Origin of the sequence: Streptomyces sp. NPDC048172, assembly GCF_043202595.1 — a bacterium.
In the GTDB taxonomy this organism is placed as follows: Bacteria; Actinomycetota; Actinomycetes; order Streptomycetales; family Streptomycetaceae; genus Streptomyces.
Window position 1 is genome coordinate 703,391 of the sequence record NZ_JBIDAT010000002.1, and the last position, 23,668, is coordinate 727,058.

Consider the following 23,668-nt stretch of genomic DNA (forward strand, 5'->3'; position numbering starts at 1 on the left):
CGGTCAGAAGCGGGTCATGCGGGCCATCCGTGTCATCCGTGCCATGCGGGCCACGTGCGGCAAGCGGGAGCGGCGTCGGCTGTTGTACCAGACGAGTCCCGCCGTCGCGGCGGCCGCTCCGACGGCGGCCGCGGTCAGCGCGAGCGCGGGCCTGGACGGCATCGAGAGGCTGGGGATCCGCTGCTTGAGCCGGACGGGACGCGAGAAGGAGAGCACCGGCCAGTCCCGTGCCAGCGCCTCCTTGCGGAGCGCCCGGTCCGGATTGACGGCATGGGGGTGGCCGACCGCTTCGAGCATGGGCATGTCGGTGCCCGAGTCGCTGTACGCGTAGCAGCGCGAGAGGTCGTACCCCTCCGACTCGGCGAGCGCGCGGATGGCCTCGGCCTTGGTGGGGCCGTAGGCGTAGTACTCGATGTCGCCGGTGAAGCGCCCGTCCTCGACGACCATGCGGGTCGCGACGACGCGGTCGGCGCCGATCATCTCCCCGATCGGCTCGACGACCTCGGCGCCCGAGGTGGAGACGATCACCACGTCCCGGCCGGCGAGGTGGTGCTCCTCGATGAGCGAGGCGGCCTCGTCGTAGATGATGGGATCGATGAGGTCGTGGATCGTCTCCGCGACGATCTCCCTGACCTGCTGCACGTCCCAGCCACGGCTGAGTGCCGAAAGGTACTCGCGCATCCGTTCCATCTGGTCGTGGTCGGCGCCGCCGAGGAGATATACGAACTGCGCGTAGGCGGTGCGCAGTACGGCGCGGCGATTGATCAGGCCACCTTGGTAGAAGGACTTGCCGAAGGTGAGCGTGCTCGACTTCGCAATGACCGTCTTGTCCAGATCGAAGAAGGCGGCTGTGCGGGGCATCGCTAGGTTTTCCACGGTAGTGAGCATAGGCGCCAACCATTCGGCGTAAGGTGGGGCGCGTGGGTTTGCCTGAGAAGGCTCTCGGGTACACCATGGAAGTCACGGATCGTTCGCGACCGTGCTAACCCGGCCCGACTCCTCCCCCCCCGAGTCGGCCGTGGGGACGACCCCCGCTCTCCCCCCCGGCGGGGGTCGTCGCATGTCCGGGGGTATTTTCGCGGGGTGTGAGGCGACCACTCCGCTTTTTCGGATCTTCAGGGGCAGCGGTAGACGGCCCACCGGTTGAGTAACTCAGCGTAATCGATGCGCTGCTCTCCGGAAGTCACTGGTATGGGTGACGGAATTTTTCACGACCCCTGAGTTGTCCACAGTTTTGGACCGTGATCCCCAAGTTTTTCCGGTTCGCAGGACGGTGATTCCCGGCGGTGTCCGCAGGCGTTTGCGGACGCGAGGACGCCCGGTGCGAAGGCGGTCGGGATCATGGCTGAAAACATTCTGATTGTGACCGAGGACGAGGAACTCCTCGATGACCTACTGCGACTGTGCGCTGCCGCGGGGACCGGGGCGGACGTCGCGCACGGAGCCCCCACGAGCGGTGTGAGCTGGGCGAGTTGGGGAGGCGCCGTCTCGTGGGAGCGTGCCCCTCTGATCCTCGTGGGGGACGACTGCGCGCGGGGCCCGGGGCTCGGCGGTGAGGTGCCATCGGGGCCGTGCGGCGCGCTGCGCAGACCAGGTGTGCTCCTTGTCGGAAGGGATCTCGACGACTCGGGCGTCTGGGAGCGCGGAGCACGTATCGGCGCCGAGGGCGTGGTGGTGCTGCCCGACGCGGAGAGCTGGCTCACCGGCCGTATCGCGGACGCGGCCGAGGAGATCGGACAGCCCGCGCTGACCGTCGGGGTCTTCGGTGGGCGCGGCGGTGCCGGGGCCTCCACGCTCGCCTGCGCCCTCGCCGTCACGGCGGCCCGCGCGGGCCGCCGCACCATGCTCATCGACGGCGACCCGCTCGGCGGCGGGATCGACGTCCTGCTGGGCGGAGAGGGGACGGAGGGGTTGCGATGGCCGGCCTTCGCGGAGTCGCGGGGGCGGGTCGCAGGCGCCGCCCTGGAGGAGTCGTTGCCGAGATTGCACGACTTGACCGTGCTCAGCTGGGACCGGGGGGACTCCGTGCTGATCCCGGCGGACGCGATGAAGTCCGTGCTCTCCGCCGCGCGGCGGCGCGGCGGGGTGGTCGTCGTCGACCTGCCGCGCCGGATCGACGAGACGGTCACCGAGGCGCTCGTGCAGCTCGACCTCGGTCTCGCCGTCGTCCCCGCCGAGCTGCGCGCCGTCGCGGCGGCCCACCGGATGGTCTCCCGCGTGCGGATGGTCGTGCGGGACCTGCGGGTGGTGGTGCGGACGCCGGGCGGCCCGGGCGGCGAGCGGAGGTACGGACCGGGGCTGGACGAGGACGAGGTGGCCCGGCTCCTGGAGCTGCCCCTCGCCGGTGAACTGCCCTGGGAGAGCGGCCTGCTGGAGGACATCGACCACGGGATCCCGCCGGGGCACGGGAAGAGCGGAGCCCTCGCCCGTTTCTGCCGCGCCTTCTGGGACCAGGCGCTCAGCGGCGGGGAGGTGGCGGCATGAGCGGGGTGCGGGAGCTCCCGGCGCAGGGGTCACGAGGGCTGCGTACGGCCTCGTGGGGCCCCGGGGCGGAGTGCGCGGTTCCGGGAGCCGGGCTGCTGGACGCCGTGCGGCGCAGCCTCGCCGAGACCGGCGGTGAGCCGACCCCCGCGCGGGTCGCGGCGGCGCTCCGCGCTCAGGGGCGGCTGCTCGGGGACAGCGCGGTGCTCGGCGTGGTCGAGGCGCTGCGGTCCGAACTGGTCGGTGCGGGGCCGCTGGAGCCCCTGCTCGCCGATCCGGAGGTCACGGACGTCCTGGTGACCCGGCCCGACGAGGTGTGGGTGGACCGGGGGCGGGGCCTGGAGCGGACAGGCGTGCGCTTCCCCGACGCCGCCGCGGTGCGCCGACTGGCGCAGCGGCTGGCGACCTCGGCGGGCCGCCGTCTCGACGACGCCAGGCCATGGGTCGACGCGAGGCTGCCCGACGGCACGCGGCTGCACGCGGTGCTGCCGCCCGTGGCCGTGGGCTCGACGTGCCTGTCCCTGCGGGCGGTACGGCCCCGGGCGTTCTCGCTGGACGAGCTGGTGGCGGCGGGCACGGTGCCCCCGGGCGGCGGGCGGCTGCTGCGCGCGGTGCTGGACGCCCGGCTGTCGTACGTGATCAGTGGCGGCACCGGCTCCGGGAAGACGACGCTGCTGTCCACGCTGCTCGGTCTCGTCGGTCCCGAGGAGCGGATCGTGCTCGCCGAGGACTCGGCCGAGCTGCGGCCCGACCACCCCCACGTGGTGCGGCTGGAGTCCCGTCCGGCGAACCAGGAGGGGGTGGGCCGCGTCGAGTTGCGCGACCTGGTGCGGCAGGCCCTGCGGATGCGCCCCGACCGGCTCGTCGTCGGCGAGGTGCGCGGGGCCGAGGTGACCGAGCTGCTCGCCGCTCTCAATACAGGACATGAGGGAGGCTCAGGGACCGTCCACGCCAATGCCGCCTCGGACGTCCCCGCACGCCTGGAGGCGCTGGGTACCACGGCGGGGCTCGACCGGGCGGCGCTGCACAGCCAGTTGGCGGCGGCGCTGGACGTGGTCGTGCACCTGGCGCGGGACCGGAGGGGGCGGCGCCGCGTCGCCGAGATCCACGTCCTGGAGCGCGACCGCGAAGGGCTGGTGACCACGGTCCCGGCCGTGGTGTGGAGCGGACGTGCCGACAGGGCCGTCGCCCGGCGGACGGGCGGGCTGGCCGGGGGCTTCGAGAAGGAGCGTGGCTGGCCGGAGCTGGAGCGGTTGTGCCTGCGCGGTGAGCGGGACCGGCGCGGTGAGTGGGACGGGACAGGCGGAGTCGGCCCGGACGCGACGGGGCGCGCGGGAGCCGGTGCCGGTGCCGGTGCCGGTGCCGGCGTCGCGGGGGGAAGGAGCGCGGGATGACGGGGACGGGGGAAGCGTTGATTCCGGGTGCGGAGGCGACGCCGGTGTACGCGGCGATGCTGTGCGCGGGAGCGGCGGCATGGCTGATGGTGGGGCACGACGACGGGGTGCGGCGGGCGCGGCTGTTGCTGGCCGGTGGAGGAGAGCCGGGCGCCCCGGGGCCCCGGGCGCTGGAGCCGCCCGGGTGGCTGAGGGAGCTCGTGGCCCTGTTCCGGCAGCGGGTCGGAGGGCGGGTCGGCCGTGAGGGCTGGTGCCTTCCGGTGGCGGTGCTGGCGGCCGTGCTGGCGGAGTCCTGGCTTCCGCTCCTCGCCGGTGCTGTGGCGGTGCCCTGCGTGCGCCGCTGGTTGAGGCAGCGGGAGCGGCGCGGCACGGCCGAGGCGAGGGAGACGGCCGTCGTGGACCTGTGCGTCGCCGTCTCTGGCGAGTTGCGGGCCGGATGGCAGCCGGACAGGGCGCTGCTCTCGGCGGGCGCGACGGTGACGCGCGGATTCGGGGAGCCGGGCGCCGCGTTGCTCGCGGCGGCTCGCTTCGGCGGAGACGTGCCCGGGGCGCTGCGCGAGGCGGCGCGGGAGCCCGGGGCCGAGGGGCTGCGGGGCGTCGCGGCCTGCTGGCAGGTGGCGGTCGAGGGCGGCGCGGGCCTGGCCGAGGGGCTGGAGCGTACGGCGTCGGCGCTGCGGGCCAGGAGGGACCAGCGCGAGGAGCTGCGCGCGCAGTTGGCGGGCCCCCGTGCGACGGCCGTGGTGCTGGCGCTGCTGCCGCTGTTCGGGCTGCTGCTCGGCAGCGCGATGGACGCCGACCCGCTCGACGTCCTGCTGCACAGCCCGGTGGGGCTGGTGTGCCTGGTGACCGGAGCGCTCCTGGAGTGGGCGGGACTGGCCTGGGTCGCGCGGATCGTCCGCGCGGCGGAGGGCGAGGACGGTGGTGCGCCGTGACGGGGCTGGGGCCCGGCGGTGTCCCCAGCCTGTGGATGGCGTCCGTGATGCTCGCCGGATCAGGATGCGTGGTCGCCTCGGCCGCCGACTGGCGGAGCGAGAGGGGCGTGCGGCGAAGGATGGCGGCGGTGCTGGGCGTACGAGCGGGGGCGGAGCGGGCCGGACACGCGGCAGGAGGTCCGGGACCGGCCGCACGGGACACGGGACCGGTTGCGCGAGGCAGGGGGCCGGACGCGCGGGGCGCGGGGCCGGACGCGCGAGGCCCGGTCGCCCGTATCGGCCGACGCGTGGCGCGATGTCGGGGGTGGCCGTGGAAGGAGGGCGCGGGCGCGGCGGGCGTCGGGGTGTTCGCGGTGGTGATGATCGGCGGGGTCTGGGGCTGGCTGCTCGGTGCGGTCGGGACGTATGTCGTCTGGCGCTGGCTGCGGCGCCGCGCGGCCGAGAGCGCGCGGGGCGGCGAGGCGGCGGCCGAGGCGCGGATCGCGGAGGCCCAACTTCCGCTGACGGCCGATCTGATGGCCGCGTGCCTCGCGGCCGGTGCCGGGCCAGGACAGGCGGCCGAGGCGGTCGGACGTTCCGTCGGAGGCCCGCTCGGGGTGCGGCTGGTCCGGGCGGCGACGGAGCTGCGGCTCGGGGGCGAACCGGAGGCGGTGTGGGGCCGGTTCGGGGCGCAGCCGTGGAGCGCGGGTTTCGCCCGCTGCCTGGAGCGGGCCGGTACGTCGGGGGTCCCCGCCGTGGAGACGGTGACCCGGCTCGCCGACGAACTGCGCCACCGGCGGGCGCGCCAGGCGATAGCCCGCGCACGCCGGGCCTCGGTGCTGGTGACGGGCCCCCTGGGGCTCTGCTTCCTGCCCGCCTTCCTGGTGGTCGGGGTGGCGCCGGTGGTGCTCGGGCTCGTGCGGTCGCTGTGGTGAGGAGGGCCGGAAGGACACGAGGGAGACCTGAAGGGCTGGGAGGAGCGGGGATGTTGGCAAGGGTGCGCAGGGCATGGCGCGTGGCACGCGGCGAGGCGAGGGACAGGGGGATGAGCACGGCTGAGTACGCGGTGGGCACGGTGGCCGCCGCAGGCTTCGCGGCCGGTCTCTACAAGGTTCTGACCTCCGGGGCCGTGCGCGCGGAGATGCAGCAGCTGATCGAGCGGGCGCTCAGTGTGGGGAGCTGACGGTCGGTGGTGGTCAGGGCGGGGCGGCGGCCCGGGGCGCCGGTTCGATCCGAGCGCGGGCTATGTGACCGCCGAGGCCGCCGTGGTGATCCCGGCGCTGGTGCTCTTCGTCTCGACGCTCCTGTGGGGCGTGATGGCGGCCGTCGCCCGGATCCAGTGCGTCGACGCCGCGCGGGAGGGCGCACGGGCGGTGGCCCGGGGCGAGCCGGCGGAGGGCGTACGGGCGGTGGTGCGGGAGGCCGGACCGGACGGCGTGGCCGTGGAGACGAACAGGGAGGGGGAGCTGGTGCGGGTCACGGTCCGCGCGCGGTCCACGGGCCCGGGGCCGTTGGCCGTACGGCTGACGGAGGAGGCGGTCGCGTCGCGGGAGGGACCGGGAGAGGCCGGGGACGAGGTCCCGGGCACGGACGGCGCGGGAGCGGTCCCGGACGCCGACGCGTATGCGGATGCGGACACAGGGACGGGGACGGGGACGGAAACCGACGCGGATACGGGCACGGACGGGGGCGGCGCGGGTGGGCATGCCGATGCGGATACGGAGACGGACGGGGGCACGGACACGAGTACGCGTACGGGTACGGGTACGGACAGGCGGACGGGCGAGAGGGGTGAGGACGTGGCCCGGGGGTGACCGGGGCTCCGCCACGGTGTGGGTGGCGCTGAGCGCGGTGGCGTTGTGCGGGGTGTTCGGCACGGTGCTCGGGTTCGGCCAGGCCGTGGCGGTCCGGCACCGGGCAGGCGGGGCGGCCGATCTGGCGGTGCTCGCGGCGGCCGATCACGCCCTGGAGGGCGAGCGCCGGGCCTGTGCGCGGGCCCGGCGGGTGGCGGAGGCGCAGGGGGCGCGGGTGGTCCGCTGCGTGGTGCGGGGCGAGATCGCCGACCTGGTCGCGGAGGTGCGCTGGGGGCCGTACGGGCCACGGGTGCGGTCGCGGGCGGGGCCCGTGGACCTGGTGGACGACGGGGACGCGCCGGAGGGTGTCGCTACGGGGCGGCGGAGAGGAGCTGGGTGAGGAGGCGGATGGCGCCGCGTTTGTGGAGAGGGTCGTTGGCGTTGCCGCACTTGGGCGACTGGATGCAGGAGGGGCAGCCCGCCTCGCAGTCGCAGGCGGCGATGGCGTCCCGGGTGGCGGTGAGCCAGGCGCGGGCGGTGTGGAAGGCGCGTTCGGCGAATCCGGCGCCGCCGGGCTGGCCGTCGTAGACGAAGACCGTGGGAAGGAGGGTGTCCGGGTGCTGGGCGATGGAGACGCCGCCGATGTCCCAGCGGTCACAGGTGGCGAAGAGCGGAAGGATGCCGATGGAGGCGTGCTCGGCGGCGTGCAGGGAGCCCGCGAGTATCTCGGGGTTGATGCGGGCGGCGTCGAGCTGGTCCTCGGTGACCGTCCACCAGACGGCGCGGGTGCGCAGGGTGCGGGGAGGGAGGTCCAGTTTCGTCTCGCCGAGGACTTCGCCGGTCATCAGGCGGCGGCGCAGATAGGAGACGACCTGGTTGGTGACCTCGACCGAGCCGTAGCACAGACGGGCGTCGCCCCAGGGGACCTCGGCCTCGGTCTCCAGGATGGCCAGCGAGGTCGTGTCGCGGGCCATCGTCGTCCACGGTGGGCTGGCCTCGTCGACGAGGGCGGCGGAGTCCTCCAGATCGAAGTGCCGGACGACATAGGTGCGGCCCTGATGGAGGTGCACGGCGCCGTCGTGGACGGTGGTGTGGGCCGCCGCCGCGTCCACCGTGCCGAGCAGACGCCCGGTGTCCGCCTCCACGATCTGGACCGGCTTGCCGCCGCTGCCGCGGATGTCGGTGAGGTCCGCCGCGCGCTCCTTGCGGGTCCAGTGCCAGGCGGTGCCCCTGCGGCGGAGCAGCTTGCGCTGTTCGAGCTTGCCCAGGAGGGCGGCCGTCTCGGGGCCGAAGAGGGCGAAGTCGTCCTCGGTGAGGGGGATTTCGGCTGCGGCTGCGCAGAGGTGGGGAGCGAGGACGTACGGATTGTGCGGGTCGAGGACGGTGGTCTCGACCGGGGTGCGGAAGAGAGAGTCGGGGTGGTGGACCAGATAGGTGTCCAGCGGTTCGTCGCGGGCGACGAGGATGGCGAGCGCGCCCTGTCCGGCGCGGCCCGCGCGTCCGGCCTGCTGCCAGAGGGAGGCGCGGGTGCCGGGATAGCCGGTGATGAGGACGGCGTCCAGGCCTGAGATGTCGATGCCGAGTTCGAGGGCGTTGGTGGCGGCCAGGCCGAGCAGTTCGCCGCTGTGGAGGGCACGCTCCAGGGCACGGCGCTCCTCCGGGAGGTAGCCGCCCCGGTAGGCGGCGATACGGGAGGCGAGGCTCACGCGCCCCCCGCCGCCGGGCCCTGACGTGCCGCCCGTGCCACCGGGGCCGCCCGTGCCGTCGCCGTCGTCCCCGTCGTTCCCGTCGGCCCCGTCGTCCGGCGCTTCGCCCGGTGCCAGGGCGCGGGACGTGCGGGGGGCCGGGACGGAGGAGAGGCGGTCCTGGGCGATGAGGGAGATCAGTTCGGCGCCGCGGCGGGAGCGGACGAAGGCGACGGTGCGTACGCCCTGGAGGGCGAGGTCGGTGAGGAGGTCGGCGGTCTCGGCGGTGGCGGTGCGGCGGACGGGGGCGCCGCGTTCGCCCTCCAGGTTCGTGAGGGGCGGCTCCCAGAGGGCGAAGACCACTTCGCCCCGGGGGGAGGTGTCCTCGGTGATCTCGACGGCGCGGTGGCCGGTGAGACGGGCCGCGGCCTCGCCGGGGTCGGCGGCCGTGGCGGAGGAGAGGAGGAAGACGGGGTCCGAGCCGTAGCGGGCGCAGACGCGGCGCAGGCGGCGGATGACCTGGGCGACGTGGGAGCCGAAGACGCCCCGGTAGGTGTGGCACTCGTCGATGACGACGTAGCGCAGGGCGCGCAGGAAGGAGGACCAGCGGGCGTGCGCGGGCAGGATGCCGCGGTGGAGCATGTCCGGGTTGGTGAGGACGTAATTGGCGAAGAGGCGGACCCACTCGCGTTCCTCGAAGGGGGTGTCCCCGTCGAAGACGGCGGGGCGTACGGCCTTGCCGAGCGGCTTGGCCAGTTCGGCGACCGCGCGGCGCTGGTCGGCGGCGAGGGCCTTGGTCGGGGCGAGGTAGAGGGCCGTGGCGCCCCGCCCGTTCGGGGCCTCGGAGCCGTCGAGGACGTCGCTGAGGACGGGGGCGAGATAGGAGAGCGACTTGCCCGAGGCGGTGCCTGTGGCGACGATCACGGAATCGCCGTCGAGGGCGTGCTCGGCGGCACGCGCCTGGTGCTCCCAGAGGCGGTCGATGCCTGCTGCACGTACGGCTTCGATCACTTCTGGTCGGATCCGCTCAGGCCAATCCGCATGGCGACCGCTCCGCGGGGGCAAGTGCTCCGTATGGGTGATGCGCCCAGCGCGATGTTCCCCCTCGGCGAGGCGAGCGAGCACGTCGCGGGGGGTGTCGCGGGCAGCCGTGCGGGTGAGTACGGACCGAGGGCGAGTGGCTGCGGCCCGTGTCGGCTCTTCGTTGGCCATCGGTACCGAGTGTGTCACTGGCGAGACGGACAATGGCTGCAAGGCGTCGTACTCGCCTGCTGGTAAGTGATTGAATGCTTCTGCGGCTGCCGATCCGTCCCCTGCCTTTGGGGGCACCTCTCTCCGTCAGGCAGGGGGAGGGAGAACCGAGGGGGCTGACCGCTCGAACGCAAGGTGCTGGAGGATCTGTGGACCTGTCCCTGTCGACCCGTACCGTAGGCGATCGCACGATCGTCGAGGTCGGTGGCGAGATTGATGTATACACCGCGCCCAAGCTGCGCGAGCAGCTCGTCGAGCTCGTGAACGATGGGAGCTACCACCTCGTCGTGGACATGGAGGGCGTCGACTTCCTGGACTCCACGGGGCTCGGCGTGCTCGTCGGCGGACTCAAGCGGGTCCGTGCCCATGAGGGCTCTCTGCGCCTGGTCTGTAACCAGGAGCGCATTCTCAAGATCTTCCGTATCACCGGTCTGACCAAGGTGTTCCCGATCCACTCGTCGGTCGACGAGGCAGTGGCCGCGACCGACTGAGGGTTCAGGAGCCGGTGCGCGCGCCGTCCAGGCGCGCGTGCGGGCTCGCGGTTGATTGGGAACGCGTGAGTGGGGGTACCGGGTCTGTGAGTCCCGCAGCCCGGCCCCCGCGCAGGACACAGGAAGACCGAGGGGGATGGCATGGCCACCGTGGAGCTCCTATTCAGCGCGCTGCCGGAGCATGTCCGGACGGCGAGGCTGGTGGCTGCCGCCGTGGCACGGCGGGCCGGGGTGGACGAGGCCGTGCTGGACGAGGTGCGCCTCGCCGTGGGCGAGGCGTGCACGCGCGCGGTCGGCCTCCACATGAGCAACGGGGTGGAGACCCCGGTGCGCGTGGCGCTGATCGAGGACGAGAAGAAGTTCTCGATCGAGGTCGGCGACGACGCCCCGCATCCGCGTCTGGCCACGTCGTCCGCGGCCGCCACGGCCCATGCGGCGTCGGCCCACGCGAGCGCGGTGTCCGGCGGCCCCGAGGGCAATGGGGTCGTGGAGGCCGAGGGTGCGCTGCTGCCCGGCGCCCGGGACGAGATCCCGGAGCCGGCCGCCGAGGAGGACGAGGGCGACGGTGAGATGGGCCTCGCCGTGATCAGTGGCCTCGTGGACGACGTCGAGGTCTCCGCCGATGAGAACGGCGGTGTGATCAGGATGAGTTGGCCGACGACGCCGGAGCCCGTCCTGCCCTGAGAGACGCCCGAGCGAGACGCCCGGGAGACGCCCGAGCGGAGACGCCCGGGAGTCACCCGGGAGTCACCCGGGAGACGCCCGAGCGAGACATCTGAGAGAGATCTTGAGAGAGATCTGAGACGGACCTGCCAGGTTCGTGATCTCCGTGATCGAAAGCGCCCGCCGTGCCCACGGCGGGCTTTTTCGATCTTGCGTGCCTATTTTCCGGCTCTTCTCCGGTACGTCAACAGCACTTATCCGCAGGTTCTGACCAGCGATTTCACCGGCTTTCTTGATCCCCGTTGATCGCAGAAGAGATCATTTTCCCGGCGTCAGTTGAATTTGCGGCTTCCCTCATGCGAGGGAATTATCCGGCGCCGCTCCGGCCGATCTTCGCCGCTCGGGGCGAATTCCCGCTGCTGCGCTCTGTTTTGATCTAGTGGCGCTCCCTACAATCCGTCCACATCTTTGCAGCAGGACGCGCCTGAGCGTGCTTGCGCGCGCCCATGTGCCAAACGTCAAGGAGGACGAATGGCGGGGCATCTCAGCCCACTTCAGAACTCCCAGCAACTGGCCGACGCCGCCGAGCTCACGAGCGGCAACCGTGGTCTCGTGATCGTGATCGCGGTTGTGGCTCTGGCAGCCCTCGGTGTCGCGCTGGTTCTGGTACGACAAGTGCTCGCCGCCGGCGAGGGCACGGACAGCATGAAGAAGATCGCGGCAGCGGTCCAGGAAGGCGCGAATGCCTACCTGGCACGGCAGTTGCGCACCCTCGGCGTATTCGCCGTCGTGGTGTTCTTCCTGCTGTTCCTGCTGCCTGCCGACGATATGAAACAGCGGATCGGCCGTTCGTTGTTCTTCCTGGTCGGTGCGGCCTTCTCGGCGGCCACCGGCTATATCGGCATGTGGCTCGCGGTGCGCAGCAATGTACGAGTGGCGGCTGCGGCGCGTGAGGCGACTCCGGGCGAGGGCGAGCCCTCGACGGACCTGACATCCCTTTCGCACAAGGCGATGAAGATCGCTTTCCGTACGGGCGGCGTCGTCGGCATGTTCACCGTCGGCCTCGGACTTCTCGGCGCGGCCTGCGTCGTGCTCGTCTACGCCGCGGACGCGCCCAAGGTCCTGGAGGGCTTCGGGCTCGGTGCCGCGCTGATCGCGATGTTCATGCGTGTCGGCGGCGGCATCTTCACCAAGGCCGCGGACGTCGGCGCCGACCTCGTCGGCAAGGTCGAGCAGGGCATCCCCGAGGACGACCCGCGCAACGCGGCCACGATCGCGGACAACGTGGGCGACAACGTCGGCGACTGCGCCGGGATGGCGGCCGACCTCTTCGAGTCGTACGCGGTCACGCTCGTCGCCGCGCTGATCCTGGGCACCGCCGTGTTCGGCAACGACGGGCTGGCGTTCCCGCTGCTGGTTCCGGCCATCGGCGTGATCACCGCGATGATCGGTGTGTTCGTCGTCGCGCCCCGGCGCTCCGACCGCAGCGGCATGACCGCGATCAACCGGGGCTTCTTCATCTCGGCGGGGATCTCGCTGGTGCTCGTGGCGGTGGCGGCCTTCGCGTATCTGCCGTCCAGCTACGCCGACTTGAAGGGCGTCTCCGGCAGCGACGCGAAGGACATCCTCGGCCATGACGGGGACCCCCGCGTGCTCGCCGTCGTCGCCGTCGCGATCGGCATCGTGCTGGCCGCCGTGATCCAGCAGCTCACCGGCTACTTCACGGAGACCACGCGCAAGCCCGTGAGCGACGTCGGCAAGACCTCGCTGACCGGCCCGGCCACCGTCGTCCTGTCCGGGATCTCGCTCGGTCTCGAGTCCGCCGTCTACACCGCGCTGTTGATCGGCCTGAGCGTCTACGGCGCGTTCCTGCTCGGCGGCGGCACCGTGATGCTCGCGCTGTTCGCGGTCGCCCTCGCGGGCACCGGCCTGCTCACGACCGTCGGCGTCATCGTGGCCATGGACACCTTCGGGCCCGTCGCGGACAACGCGCAGGGCATCGCCGAGATGTCCGGCGACGTCGAGGGCGCGGGCGCGCAGGTGCTCACCGACCTCGACGCGGTCGGCAACACCACCAAGGCGATCACCAAGGGCATCGCCATCGCCACGGCCGTGCTCGCGGCCGCCGCGCTCTTCGGCTCGTACCGTACGGAGCTGGCCAAGGCTCTCTCCGAGGCGGACCAGCAAGCGGGCAAGATGCTGGAGCTGGTGGACATCGCGCAGCCCAGCACGCTGGTCGGGCTGATGTTCGGGGCTGCGGTCGTCTTCCTCTTCTCGGGGCTGGCGATCAACGCGGTCTCGCGCTCCGCGGGCGCGGTGGTCTACGAGGTGCGGCGGCAGTTCCGGGAGAAGCCCGGGATCATGGACTACACCGAGAAGCCCGAGTACGGCCGCGTCGTCGACATCTGCACCAGGGACGCGCTGCGCGAGCTGACGACGCCCGGGCTGCTCGCCGTGATGGCGCCGATCCTCGTCGGGTTCACCTTCGGGGTGGGCGCACTGGCCGCGTTCCTCGCGGGCGCGATCGGTACGGGCACGCTGATGGCGGTCTTCCTGGCCAACTCGGGAGGCGCCTGGGACAACGCCAAGAAGCTCGTCGAGGACGGTCACCACGGCGGCAAGGGCAGCGAGGCCCACGCCGCCACGGTGATCGGCGACACGGTCGGCGACCCCTTCAAGGACACGGCCGGTCCGGCGATCAACCCGCTGCTGAAGGTGATGAACCTCGTCGCCCTCCTCATCGCCCCCGCCGTCGTGAAGTTCAGCTACGGCGAGGACAAGAGCGTCGGCGTACGGGCGGCGGTCGCGGTCGTCTCCATCGTGGTGATCGTCGCCGCCGTGTACGTCTCCAAGCGCCGCGGCATCGTGGTGGGTGAGGAAGACAACAGCGAAAGGATCGCGAAGTCCTCCGACCCGGTGACCGCCTCCTAGCGGACACCCGGCGCGAGCTGGGACAACTCAGGGGCGGACGAGGTGCGTTGGCATCTCGTCCGCCCTTCGTGTGACCGGGCGGTGTGGCGTCTGTGCTTTTGGTGCAAATGGCTGTAATCCCGGACGGAAGATTCCCTCGACTCGTCGTGAGCCCCTCTCCGGCGTGTATGTTCCGGGCCGAACAGCCATGGAAGGGACCGATCCGGTGAACAAGAAGCTTGCGGCTGCACTGTCCGGCTGTGCGGCACTCGTACTCGCGCTGACGGGTTGCAGCGACGACAGCGGCAAGAAGACGGATGACTGGACCAAGAAGATCTGCGACGACATGCAGACCCAGGTCAAGAAGATCCAGGAGGCGAACACCTCGCTCGCCAAGGTGAACCGCGGCGGGAACTCCCCCCAGGAGGTCAAGAAGGCCGACGCGGCAGCCTTCCAGAAGGTCTCCGACGCGTACGGCTCGCTGGCGAACTCCTTCAAGGACGCGGGTGCCCCGCCCGTCGACGGTGGCGAGAAGACCCAGAAGGACGTCGTCGCCGAGCTGGAAGGCCTCTCGAAGGGATACGCCGACCTGAAGAAGCAGGCCGAGAAGCTCAACCCCGACAAGGGCTTCGACAAGGGCCTGGAGGGCATCGCCGCGAAGGTCGGCGAGCTCGGCAAGGGCGGCGCCAAGGCGTTCGACAAGCTCGGCAAGGGCGAGCTGGGCAAGTCCATGGCGGGCCAGGAGGGCTGCAAGAAGCCGACGGGAGCGCCCTCGGCGCCCGCGAGCTGAGCCTCTGCCGGCTGAGCCCCACCGGCTCGGCCCCCCCCACCGGCTGAACCCCCACCAGCTGAGTCTCCGTCATTCCTGAGGGCCCCGGGCTTTCCGCCCGGGGCCCTCGCCGTGGCGGCGGGAGGAGGACGGGCCGGTGTCGGAGAGAATGACCCCGTGATCAACGATGCCCTTCCCGCGGTCCAGGACGAGAACGTACGGCGGCTGCGCGAGGCCCTGAGCGGCGCCCGGTTCACCGCGGACGGGCTGCTGGAGCTGCTCGGCGCGCCCGCGTACGCCGCTCTCGCGCGCGGCGAGACCGTGCCAGCGCTGCGCGCCACGCGCGGCGACGGGCCGCTGGAGACGCTCGTACGCCTCTTCCTCCTCCAGCAGCCCGCCCCGTACGCGAGCGTCGCCGCCGTGCTGCCCGTCGAGGAGGCCCTCGCGGACGGCTGGCTGGCGCGCGTGGGGGACGGCACGGGGGACACCGGCGAACTGTGCGCCACCGTGGACGTACGGCCGTACAGCGGGCCCGAGGGCGAGGACTGGTGGATCGTCTCGGACCTCGGCTGCGCCGTCGGCGGCGCGAGCGGGAGCGCGGAGCGGCGCGAGGACGTCGTCCTCGGCGTCGGCGGCGCCTCGACGACGCTGGCCGGGATCATGGTCCGCAGGCCCGCGAGGCGGGCGCTCGACCTCGGGACCGGGTCAGGGGTCCAGGCGCTGCACGCCTCGCGGTTCGCCACACACGTCACGGCCACGGACCTCAACCCGCGCGCGCTGGACTTCACGCGCCTCACCCTCGCGCTCTCCGGCTCCCCGGCCGCCGAGCTGCGCGAGGGCGCGCTCTTCGCGCCGGTCGCCGACGAGGAACCGTACGACCTGATCGTCTCCAACCCGCCCTTCGTGATCTCGCCCGGCGCCCGTCTGACGTACCGGGACGGGGGCATGAGCGGGGACGATCTGTGCCGCACGCTCGTCCGCGAGTCGGTCGGGCGGCTGGCGGAGGGCGGCTACTGCCAGGTGCTCGCCAACTGGGAGCACCGGGAGGACGAGGACTGGCGGGACCGGGTCTCGGCCTGGGTGCCCTCCGGCTGCGACGCGTGGATCGTGCAGCGCGAGGTGCAGGACGTCACGCAGTACGCGGAGCTGTGGCTGCGCGACGCGGGCGATCACCGCAATGATCCGGCCACGTACGCCGAGCGGTACGACGCCTGGCTCGACGAGTTCGCGGCGCGCGGCACCAAGGCCGTCGGCTTCGGCTGGATCACCCTGCGCCGTACGGAAGCGGAACGTCCGTCTGTGATCGCGGAGGAGTGGACGCACCCGGTCGAGCAGCCGCTGGGCGAGGTGATCCGGGCGCACTTCGAGCGCCAGGACTTCCTGCGCAGGACCGACGACGCCGAGCTGCTCGACCATCACTACGCCCTCGCCGACGAGGTCGTGCAGGAGCAGATCGGGCTGCCGGGCGCGGAGGATCCGGAATATGTGGTGCTGCGCCAGAACCGGGGCATGCGGCGCGCGACGACCGTGGACACGGTGGGCGCCGGGTTCGCGGGCGTGAGCGACGGCTCGCTCAGCGCGGGGCGGATCCTGGACGCCATCGGACAGCTGCTCGGCGAGGACGCGGCGGAGCTGCGCGCCCGTACGCCCGCCTCGATCCGGCTCCTGGTCGAACAGGGTTTCCTCACGCCCGTCGACGTACCGCGCGGGCCCCGGGACTGAGCGGACTCAGCGGACCCAGCGGGCTCAGCCCGTGAGGTTCCGGGCCACCGCCCACACCACCGCGGCCGTGAGCAGGGCCACCGTGCCGCGGCGGCCCAGGTTCGGGCTGTAGCGGCGCCCGCGCAGCCCCTCGTAGAGCCAGCGCCCCGCGAAGTACGCGGCGGCGGGCACGCCGAGGAGGAGGAGAGCCGCGTTGTCGTGCAGCGCGGTGGAGAAGTCGCCGTGCATCAGGTCGTACGCCATGCGCGTACCGCCGCAGGCGGGGCAGAGCAGTCCGGTGGCCCAGTTGAACGGGCAGCGGGGCAGCCAGTGGCCGCCCTCGTGCGGATTGGTGCCGAACAGATACACGGCACCGCCCGCCGCCACCAGGGCGGCGGCGAGCGGCGGTGCTGCCGGATGCTTGACGGTGGCGCGGACACGGGCGATGAAGGGGCTGGGGACTGGCTTCTTCACCGCGGGGTCAACGTTTCCCCCGTGAATCCCCCCGTGATTTTTACCCCCGCTTTGACCCCCGTGATGCCGCGCCACCGTTTTCGCCGGGCGCATGTCAGCCACGCAGAACGCGGCCGTCCTTGTCGGTACGGCTGTCGCTGGTGAGGAAGATGATTCCGTCGACCAGGGACCAGATGCCCATTCCACCGCAGGTGAAGAGCTGTGCGATGCCCATGCCGACGTGGCCGGTGTAGAACCGTCCTATGCCGAGACCGCCGATGAAGAGCTGAAGCACACCGGCGACGATCTTCGACTTGTTCGAGAGCGGGCGGCCGTAGGCGTCGTAGCCGTACGGAGCGTTCGGGTCGTAGCCGGCGGGGGCGCCCATCGGGGCGCCCATGGCCTGCTGGGGATAGCCGTAAGCGGGCTGGCCAGGGGCGGCGCCGGGCTGCTGGGCGTAGGGATTCTGTCCCGGGTCCTGCGGGTAGCCGTAACCGGGCTGGTTGGGATTGGACACCTGGTCCTCCGAGGTCGAGCGGTACCTGAAAGCCCGAGACATGTTGCCAGAGTCACCGGGCGGCAGGATGGCTGGTTGTCGGGTTACCGTTCGAGTGGCGTTGCGGACTTTTCCCGTTTGACATGGGGGCGGGAGGTACCGTCACACTCCGCAGCGACACTGATGCAGAACCGATACCGGACCGCAGTAACCACAGCCGACTGAGAGAAGAGCGAAGTTGTCCCCGACCCACGAGACCGCAAACGGTGGGCGCCGACTCGTGATCGTCGAGTCCCCTGCCAAGGCTAAGACGATCAAGGGCTATCTCGGCCCTGGCTACGTGGTCGAGGCCAGCGTCGGGCACATCCGTGACCTCCCGAACGGTGCGGCGGAGGTCCCCGCGAAATACAAGGGCGAGTCGTGGGCGCGCCTCGGCGTGAATGTGGATCACGACTTCGAGCCGCTGTATGTCGTGAACAGCGACAAGAAGGATCAGGTCAAGAAGCTGAAGCAGCTTCTGGCCGAGTCGGACGAACTCTTCCTCGCCACCGATGAGGACCGCGAGGGCGAGGCCATCGCCTGGCATCTGCGCGAGGTCCTCAAGCCCAAGGTCCCGGTCAAGCGGATGGTCTTCCACGAGATCACCAAGGACGCGATCCAGACCGCGGTGCGCAATCCCCGCGACCTCAACCAGCGCCTGGTCGACGCGCAGGAGACCCGCCGCATCCTCGACCGTCTGTACGGGTACGAGGTCTCGCCGGTCCTGTGGAAGAAGGTCATGCCGCGCCTCTCGGCGGGCCGTGTGCAGTCCGTGGCGACCCGGCTCGTGGTCGAGCGGGAGCGCGAGCGGATGGCGTTCCGCTCCGCTGAGTACTGGGATCTGACCGGCACGTTCGCGGCGGGGCAGGCGGGGGATGCCTCGGCCGCCGCGGGTGCCGCGACGGGCGACCCGGGGACCTTCGGGGCCAGGCTCACGACCGTCGACGGACGGCGCGTGGCCCAGGGCCGCGACTTCGGCGCCGACGGACAGCTCAAGGACCCGTCCGCGGTGCTGCACCTGGACGAGGCGAACGCGCGTGCGCTGGCCGCCGCGCTGGAGGACACGGCCTTCGCGGTCCGTTCCGTCGAGTCCAAGCCGTACCGCCGCTCGCCGTACGCGCCGTTCCGCACGACGACGCTCCAGCAGGAGGCCAGCCGCAAGCTGGGCTTCGGCGCGAAGTCCACGATGCAGGTGGCGCAGAAGCTGTACGAGAACGGCTTCATCACGTACATGCGTACGGACTCCACGACGCTCTCCGACACCGCCGTCCAGGCGGCCCGGGCGCAGGTCACGCAGCTCTACGGCAGCGAGTACCTCCCGGACAAGCCCCGGACGTACGCGGGCAAGGTCAAGAACGCGCAGGAGGCGCACGAGGCGATCCGCCCCTCGGGGGACCGTTTCCGCACTCCGGCCGAGACGGGCCTGTCGGGCGACCAGTTCCGGCTCTACGAGCTGATCTGGAAGCGGACCGTCGCCTCCCAGATGAAGGACGCCGTCGGCCAGTCGGTCACCGTCAAGGTCGGCGGGCGCTCCGCCGACGGGCGGGACGCCGAGTTCAGTGCGACCGGCAAGATCATCACCTTCCACGGCTTCCTCAAGGCCTACGTCGAGGGCGCCGACGACCCGAACGCGGAGCTGGACGACCGCGAGCGCCGCCTCCCGCAGGTCGCCGAGGGCGACCCGCTCTCCGCGACCGAGATGTCGGTCGACGGCCACGCGACCAAGCCCCCGGCCCGCTACACCGAGGCGACGCTGGTCAAGGAGCTGGAAGAGCGCGAGATCGGCCGCCCGTCGACCTACGCCTCGATCATCAGCACCATCCTCGACCGGCGCTACGTCTTCAAGAAGGGCACGGCCCTGGTGCCGTCCTTCCTGAGCTTCGCCGTGGTCGGCCTGCTGGAGAAGCACTTCGGCCGCCTGGTCGACTACGACTTCACGGCCAAGATGGAGGACGACCTCGACCGCATCGCCGCCGGGAACGCCGAGGCGATCCCGTGGCTGCGCCGCTTCTACTTCGGCGAGGAGAGCGACGGCACCGTCAACGGCACGGCGGCGGACTCCGGGAACGGGGACGGCGACCACCTCGGCGGCCTGAAGGAACTGGTGTCCGACCTCGGCGCGATCGACGCCCGCGGCGTCTCCTCGTTCCCCGTGGGCGAGGGCATCACGCTCCGCGTCGGGCGCTACGGGCCGTACGTCGAGGGCCCCAGCGAGACGGAGGGCGAGCCCGGACAGCGCGCGGACGTGCCGGACGACATGCCGCCGGACGAGCTGACGGTCGAGTACGCGAAGGAGCTGCTGGCCAAGCCCAGCGGCGACTTCGAGCTGGGCACCGACCCGGAGAGCGGACGGCCGATCGTCGCCCGCGACGGGCGGTACGGGCCGTACGTGACGGAGGTGCTGCCCGAGGGCACGCCCAAGACCGGCAAGAACGCGGTCAAGCCGAGAACGGCCTCCCTGTTCCAGTCGATGTCGCTGGAGACGGTCACCCTGGAGCAGGCGCTCAGGATCCTGGCGCTGCCCCGCGTCGTCGGCACCGACCCCGAGTCGGAGCAGGAGATCACCGCGCAGAACGGGCGCTACGGGCCCTACATGAAGAAGGGCACGGACTCGCGCTCGCTGGAGAGCGAGGAGCAGATCTTCACGATCACGCTGGAGAAGGCGCTGGAGATCTACTCCCAGCCCAAGCAGCGTGGCAGGGCCGCGGCCAAGCCGCCGCTCAAGGAGCTGGGCACCGACCCGCAGACCGAGAAGCCGGTGGTCGTCAAGGACGGCCGGTTCGGTCCGTACGTGACGGACGGCGAGACGAACGCGACCCTGCGGCGCGACGACGACGTCGAGACCATCACGCCGGAGCGGGGCTTCGAGCTGCTCGCCGAGAAGCGGGCGAAGGGGCCGGCCAAGAAGGCCGCGAAGAAGGCTCCCGCCAAGAAGACGGCCGCGAAGAAGACCACGGCCAAGAAGGCTCCCGCGAAGAAGGCCGCCGCCAAGAAGACGACGGCGAAGAAGACCACGGCCAAGTCCGCGGCCAAGAAGACGGCCACGAAGGCCACCGCCGCGAAGAAGTCGTCTTCGGACGAGTGACGACGCCGTCTTCGGACGGGTGATGGCGCCGTCTCCGGACAGGTGATCGCGCCGTCTCCGGACGGGTGCACAACGGACGCACAGGGGCCTCGCATCGTCGGCCGACGATGCGAGGCCCCTGTGCGCGATACGCGGGCGGCTCGTGACGGACACGTGGGGGACACGTAGGGAACAACCGTCCCGTTGCCGTTCGCACGGGGCGGAATCCGGGGAACCGGGCACTTGTTCGGGGGCGCGGCAGCGTGTCGGTCACTCCCTATACGCTGGCGGAATGACCGGTGCAGAGCAGCCAACGGGCGCGGACCACACCCCCCACGACGCCCCCGACGACTCCCTCGCCACGGAATCCCGCGAGAACGCGGTCGGCGCGCTGCTGCGCTTCCCCCCGCTGCGGCGGTTGTGGAGCGCGCAGTTCACGGGCGGCATCGGCGACATGCTGGCACTGCTGGTGCTGCTGTTGCTCACGATGCAGGCCGCGGCCGTACGGTCGGCCGGGGGTGACGCCGTCTTCGGCGGCGGATACCGGGGCATGGCCTTCGTCGTCGCCGCGGTGTTCGGGGTGCGGCTGCTGTCCACGCTGCTGTTCGGCGCCGTCCTGCTGGGCCCGGTCACCGCGCTGGTGAACCGGGGACCGGACCGGGACGGTTCGGGCGGGGAGAAGAAGATCCTCGACCGGCGCTGGACCATGTTCGGCGCCGATGTGCTGCGGGCCCTCGCACTGATCGTCGCGCCCCTGTGGATCGACTGGACGGCGGCCAACGCGTTCACCGTCCTGCTCGTCACCGTCTTCGTCCTGGGCGCCGCCGAGCGCCTCTCGACCGCCACCCGGGACAGCGCGGCGCCCGCGCTGCTGCCCGCGCCCCCGCCGGAGGGCGCGGCCGTACGCCCGCTGCCGGACCACCACGACGCGCTGCGCCGCCTCTGGCTCCGTACGAGCTTCGTGGCGCTCCCGCTCGCGGCGGCCGGGATGGTCGTCGTCACCCTGGTCAGCAATCTGCTGGGCGCCGGGATCGACTGGTTCGACAGCCACCAGGCCGCCCTCGCCTCGTACGTCGCGGCGGGGCTCTTCGCCGCCGCCGCCTCGGTCGTCTATTTCCTCGAACTCCCCGACACCACGACGCCCCGCCCCCGCTCGCCGCTGGAGGGGCTGCGCAGGCCGAAGACCAGCACGGGCACCGGCACCGACAAGGGGCGTACGGGGGCCATTCCGCTGCTCGTGCTCGCCAGCGCCGCCGTCGCCGGGGCCATCGCCTCGGCGGTCGCGCTCGCCCCGCTGCACGCGGCCGATCTGGGCGGCGGGCCCGTCACGTTCGGCCTGCTCGTGGTCCTCCTGACGGGCGGTACGGTCGCGGGCATCCGCCTCGCGCCCCGTACGCTCCCCTCGCTCTCCCGGCGCAGGCTGCTCGCCCTCGCCCTCTCCTGCACCGGCGTCGCGCTGCTCGCGGCCGGGCTGGTGCCCGACACGGCGACCGTGCTCGGCCTCGCGCTGCTCGCGGGCGTCTCGGCGGGCGTCGCCGCCAACACCGGGCACACGCTGCTCGACCAGGAGACCGAGGACCACCGCCGCGCCCGTACGACCGAGCACCTCCAGGCCGTGGCGCGGCTCGCGCTCGCCGTGTGCGCGCTCGTCGCGCCCGTACTGGCCGCGCTGATCGGGCCGCACCGGGTCGAGCGGGGCGCGTTCGTCTTCGACCACGGGGGCGCGTCGTTCACGCTGATGCTCGTCGGCGCCCTGCTGCTGCCCGTCGCCGCGCTCTTCCTGGGCCGCGCCGACGACCGCCAGGGCGTGCCGCTGCGGCGCGACCTGCGCGAGGCGTTCGGCGGCGGCCAGCCCGTACAGGCACCGGCCGCCACGGGCTTCTTCATCGCCCTGGAGGGCGGCGACGGCGCGGGCAAGTCCACCCAGGTCGAGACCCTCGCCGAGTGGATCAGGGGCAAGGGCCACGAGGTCGTCGTCACCAAGGAGCCCGGTTCGACGCCCATCGGGAAGCGGCTCCGCTCGATCCTTCTGGACGTCTCCTCGGCCGGACTCTCGCACCGCGCGGAGGCGTTGCTCTACGCGGCGGACCGCGCGGAGCACGTCGACACGGTCGTCCGCCCGGCCCTGGAGCGCGGCGCCGTCGTCCTCTCCGACCGCTACATCGACTCCTCGGTGGCCTACCAGGGCGCCGGGCGCGACCTGTCGCCGACGGAGATCGCCCGTATCTCCCGCTGGGCCACGGACGGCCTGGTGCCCCATCTGACGGTGCTGCTCGACGTCTCCCCGGAGACCGCGCGGGAGCGCTTCACGGAGGCGCCGGACCGGCTGGAGTCGGAGCCCGCGGAGTTCCACCAGCGGGTGCGGTCCGGCTTCCTGACGCTGGCCGCCGCCGACCCCGCGCGCTACCTCGTCGTCGACGCGGGCCAGGAGCCGGACGCGGTCACCACGGTCGTACGGCACCGGCTCGACCAGGTGCTGCCCCTGTCCGAGGCCGAGAAGAAGGCCCAGGAGGAGGCCCGTAAGCGCGCCGAGGAGGAGGCCCGCCGCAAGGCCGAGGAAGAGGCTGCGCGGAAGGCCGAGGAAGAGCGCCAGGAGCGCGAGCGGCAGGAGCAGCTGGAGAAGCTCCGCCGCGAGGAGGAGGAGCGCAAGAAGCGCGAGGCCGAGCTGGAGCGCCAGCGCGAGGAGGCCCGGCGCGCGGAGGAGGCCCGCAAGCAGGCCGAGGAGGCCCGGCGGATCGCCGAGGAGGAGCGCCAGCGGCGCGAGGCCGAGGAGCGCGTCCGCGCGGAGGAGCAGGAGCGGCTGCGCCTCCAGCACGAGGAGGAGGCCCGGCTGCGGGCCGAGGCGGAGGAGCGCCGCCTGGAGCGCCAGCGCAAGGCCGAGGAGGCGCTGATCCGCGCCGAGCAGGCGCGGGCCGAGCAGGCCCGGCTGGAGCGGGAGCGGGCGGAGCAGGAGCGCGCGGAGCAGGCCGAGCGTGCTGAGCGGGCCGAGCGCGAGCGCGCCGAGCAGGCCCGGGCTCAGGCTCAGTCCGCGGCGGCGCCGTACACCATGCAGAAGGGCCGGGAGCAGGCGCCCGGAGGCGCGCACAACCCGGACGGGACCGAGGCGGACACGGCGCAGATCCCCCAGGTGACGCCCGAGGGCACACCGGGGACGCAGGGGACGCCGGGGGCGTCGGACGCGGAGGAGACCGCGCTTCTTCCGCAGGCCCAGGTCCCGTCGGACGCCGAGGAGACGGCCCTGCTGCCGCAGGCCCAGCCGTACGAGCCCGGTGAGGCCGAGGAGACGGCGATGCTGCCGAGCCACTTCCAGGAGCCGGACGAGGCGTACGACGGGGGGCGCGACCGCAGCGACCGTACGCACGAGCTGCCCCGGCCCGAGTGGGCCGAGGAGACGCCGCTCGACGACGTACCGTCGCTCGCCGACGAGCTGCTGGGGCCGCGCGCGGACGAGGACGACGACGGCAAGGGCGGCACCAGGCGTTAGCGGGGCCGGTTGTCAGTGGCGTCGGTTTGTCAGTGGCGTCGGTGAGAATGGGAAGCCGTACGTCACGCACGGGGCGGACGCGC

Annotated in this window: 18 protein-coding genes; 14 read left to right on the plus strand and 4 right to left on the minus strand. The window is 72.3% G+C overall.

Annotated elements, in window-relative coordinates:
* Positions 1–3: 3 nt before the first annotated feature.
* A complete protein-coding gene (locus ACGF3A_RS11820) occupies positions 4–888 on the minus strand; it encodes an HAD family hydrolase (RefSeq protein WP_393728412.1) in 885 nt (294 codons plus the stop codon).
* Positions 889–1,341: 453 nt separating this feature from the next.
* On the opposite strand from ACGF3A_RS11820, the gene ssd reads away from it, so the two are divergent.
* The 7 genes from ssd to ACGF3A_RS11855 all read left to right on the plus strand — a co-directional run bounded on the left by ssd (position 1,342) and on the right by ACGF3A_RS11855 (position 6,979).
* Complete coding sequence (gene ssd, locus ACGF3A_RS11825) at positions 1,342–2,484, plus strand: septum site-determining protein Ssd (RefSeq protein ID WP_393728414.1); 1,143 nt, start codon at positions 1,342–1,344, stop codon at positions 2,482–2,484.
* Positions 2,481–3,875 (plus strand): TadA family conjugal transfer-associated ATPase, encoded by a 1,395-nt coding sequence (locus ACGF3A_RS11830; protein WP_393728416.1) that lies wholly within the window; start codon positions 2,481–2,483, stop codon positions 3,873–3,875. Before ssd ends, ACGF3A_RS11830 begins: the two co-directional genes overlap by 4 nt.
* The gene (locus tag ACGF3A_RS11835; protein WP_393728417.1) at positions 3,872–4,807 is read left to right on the plus strand and encodes a type II secretion system F family protein; all 936 of its coding nucleotides are present in this window, start codon (positions 3,872–3,874) and stop codon (positions 4,805–4,807) included. The genes ACGF3A_RS11830 and ACGF3A_RS11835 overlap by 4 nt, the downstream gene beginning before the upstream one ends.
* A 287-nt stretch (positions 4,808–5,094) precedes the next feature.
* A complete protein-coding gene (locus ACGF3A_RS11840; RefSeq protein WP_393728419.1) occupies positions 5,095–5,721 on the plus strand; it encodes a type II secretion system F family protein in 627 nt (208 codons plus the stop codon).
* 50 nt (positions 5,722–5,771) lie between these two features.
* Entirely contained in the window at positions 5,772–5,969 is a 198-nt protein-coding gene (locus ACGF3A_RS11845; RefSeq protein WP_393728421.1) for a DUF4244 domain-containing protein, read from the plus strand.
* Positions 5,970–6,033: 64 nt separating this feature from the next.
* Complete coding sequence (locus ACGF3A_RS11850) at positions 6,034–6,600, plus strand: TadE family type IV pilus minor pilin (RefSeq protein ID WP_393728423.1); 567 nt, start codon at positions 6,034–6,036, stop codon at positions 6,598–6,600.
* Positions 6,601–6,622: 22 nt separating this feature from the next.
* A complete protein-coding gene (locus tag ACGF3A_RS11855) occupies positions 6,623–6,979 on the plus strand; it encodes an Rv3654c family TadE-like protein (RefSeq protein WP_393728424.1) in 357 nt (118 codons plus the stop codon).
* Here the strand turns inward: ACGF3A_RS11855 and ACGF3A_RS11860 are convergent.
* On the minus strand, positions 6,951–9,275 hold the full coding sequence (locus tag ACGF3A_RS11860) for a DEAD/DEAH box helicase (protein WP_393728426.1): 2,325 nt from the start codon (positions 9,273–9,275) through the stop codon (positions 6,951–6,953). The genes ACGF3A_RS11855 and ACGF3A_RS11860 overlap by 29 nt on opposite strands.
* Before the next feature lie 389 nt (positions 9,276–9,664).
* Here ACGF3A_RS11860 and bldG point away from each other — a divergent pair, with 389 nt between their 5' ends.
* The 5 genes from bldG to ACGF3A_RS11885 all read left to right on the plus strand — a co-directional run bounded on the left by bldG (position 9,665) and on the right by ACGF3A_RS11885 (position 16,070).
* Positions 9,665–10,006, plus strand: coding sequence for an anti-sigma factor antagonist BldG (gene bldG, locus ACGF3A_RS11865; RefSeq protein ID WP_016473000.1), 342 nt, complete (start codon positions 9,665–9,667; stop codon positions 10,004–10,006).
* Between the two features lie 141 nt (positions 10,007–10,147).
* Positions 10,148–10,690: an ATP-binding protein gene (locus tag ACGF3A_RS11870; RefSeq protein WP_393728429.1), complete on the plus strand. Its 543-nt coding sequence runs from the start codon at positions 10,148–10,150 to the stop codon at positions 10,688–10,690.
* A 510-nt stretch (positions 10,691–11,200) separates the two neighbouring features.
* Complete coding sequence (locus ACGF3A_RS11875) at positions 11,201–13,600, plus strand: sodium-translocating pyrophosphatase (protein ID WP_393728431.1); 2,400 nt, start codon at positions 11,201–11,203, stop codon at positions 13,598–13,600.
* A gap of 205 nt (positions 13,601–13,805) precedes the next feature.
* A complete protein-coding gene (locus ACGF3A_RS11880; protein WP_393728433.1) occupies positions 13,806–14,369 on the plus strand; it encodes a small secreted protein in 564 nt (187 codons plus the stop codon).
* A gap of 156 nt (positions 14,370–14,525) precedes the next feature.
* The gene (locus ACGF3A_RS11885) at positions 14,526–16,070 is read left to right on the plus strand and encodes a methyltransferase (RefSeq protein WP_393728435.1); all 1,545 of its coding nucleotides are present in this window, start codon (positions 14,526–14,528) and stop codon (positions 16,068–16,070) included.
* Positions 16,071–16,094: 24 nt separating this feature from the next.
* On the opposite strand, the gene ACGF3A_RS11890 is transcribed toward ACGF3A_RS11885, so the two are convergent.
* Both ACGF3A_RS11890 and ACGF3A_RS11895 read right to left on the minus strand, forming a co-directional pair.
* The gene (locus ACGF3A_RS11890) at positions 16,095–16,523 is read right to left on the minus strand and encodes a DUF2752 domain-containing protein (RefSeq protein WP_393728437.1); all 429 of its coding nucleotides are present in this window, start codon (positions 16,521–16,523) and stop codon (positions 16,095–16,097) included.
* 94 nt (positions 16,524–16,617) lie between these two features.
* Entirely contained in the window at positions 16,618–17,061 is a 444-nt protein-coding gene (locus ACGF3A_RS11895) for an NINE protein (RefSeq protein WP_393728439.1), read from the minus strand.
* 175 nt (positions 17,062–17,236) lie between these two features.
* Here ACGF3A_RS11895 and topA point away from each other — a divergent pair, with 175 nt between their 5' ends.
* Positions 17,237–20,122, plus strand: a complete 2,886-nt coding sequence (topA, locus tag ACGF3A_RS11900) for a type I DNA topoisomerase (protein ID WP_393728441.1) — start codon at positions 17,237–17,239, stop codon at positions 20,120–20,122.
* Positions 20,123–20,393: 271 nt separating this feature from the next.
* Positions 20,394–23,585 (plus strand): dTMP kinase, encoded by a 3,192-nt coding sequence (gene tmk, locus ACGF3A_RS11905; RefSeq protein ID WP_393728442.1) that lies wholly within the window; start codon positions 20,394–20,396, stop codon positions 23,583–23,585.
* Positions 23,586–23,668 lie beyond the last annotated feature (83 nt).

Coding starts and splice junctions, on each gene's coding strand:
- ACGF3A_RS11820 (WP_393728412.1), bottom strand. CDS start 888: ATGCTCACTACCGTGGAAAACCTAGCGATGCCCCGCACAGCCGCCTTC.
- ssd (WP_393728414.1), top strand. CDS start 1,342: ATGGCTGAAAACATTCTGATTGTGACCGAGGACGAGGAACTCCTCGAT.
- ACGF3A_RS11830 (WP_393728416.1), top strand. CDS start 2,481: ATGAGCGGGGTGCGGGAGCTCCCGGCGCAGGGGTCACGAGGGCTGCGT.
- ACGF3A_RS11835 (WP_393728417.1), top strand. CDS start 3,872: ATGACGGGGACGGGGGAAGCGTTGATTCCGGGTGCGGAGGCGACGCCG.
- ACGF3A_RS11845 (WP_393728421.1), top strand. CDS start 5,772: ATGTTGGCAAGGGTGCGCAGGGCATGGCGCGTGGCACGCGGCGAGGCG.
- ACGF3A_RS11870 (WP_393728429.1), top strand. CDS start 10,148: ATGGCCACCGTGGAGCTCCTATTCAGCGCGCTGCCGGAGCATGTCCGG.
- ACGF3A_RS11875 (WP_393728431.1), top strand. CDS start 11,201: ATGGCGGGGCATCTCAGCCCACTTCAGAACTCCCAGCAACTGGCCGAC.
- ACGF3A_RS11895 (WP_393728439.1), bottom strand. CDS start 17,061: ATGTCTCGGGCTTTCAGGTACCGCTCGACCTCGGAGGACCAGGTGTCC.
- tmk (WP_393728442.1), top strand. CDS start 20,394: ATGACCGGTGCAGAGCAGCCAACGGGCGCGGACCACACCCCCCACGAC.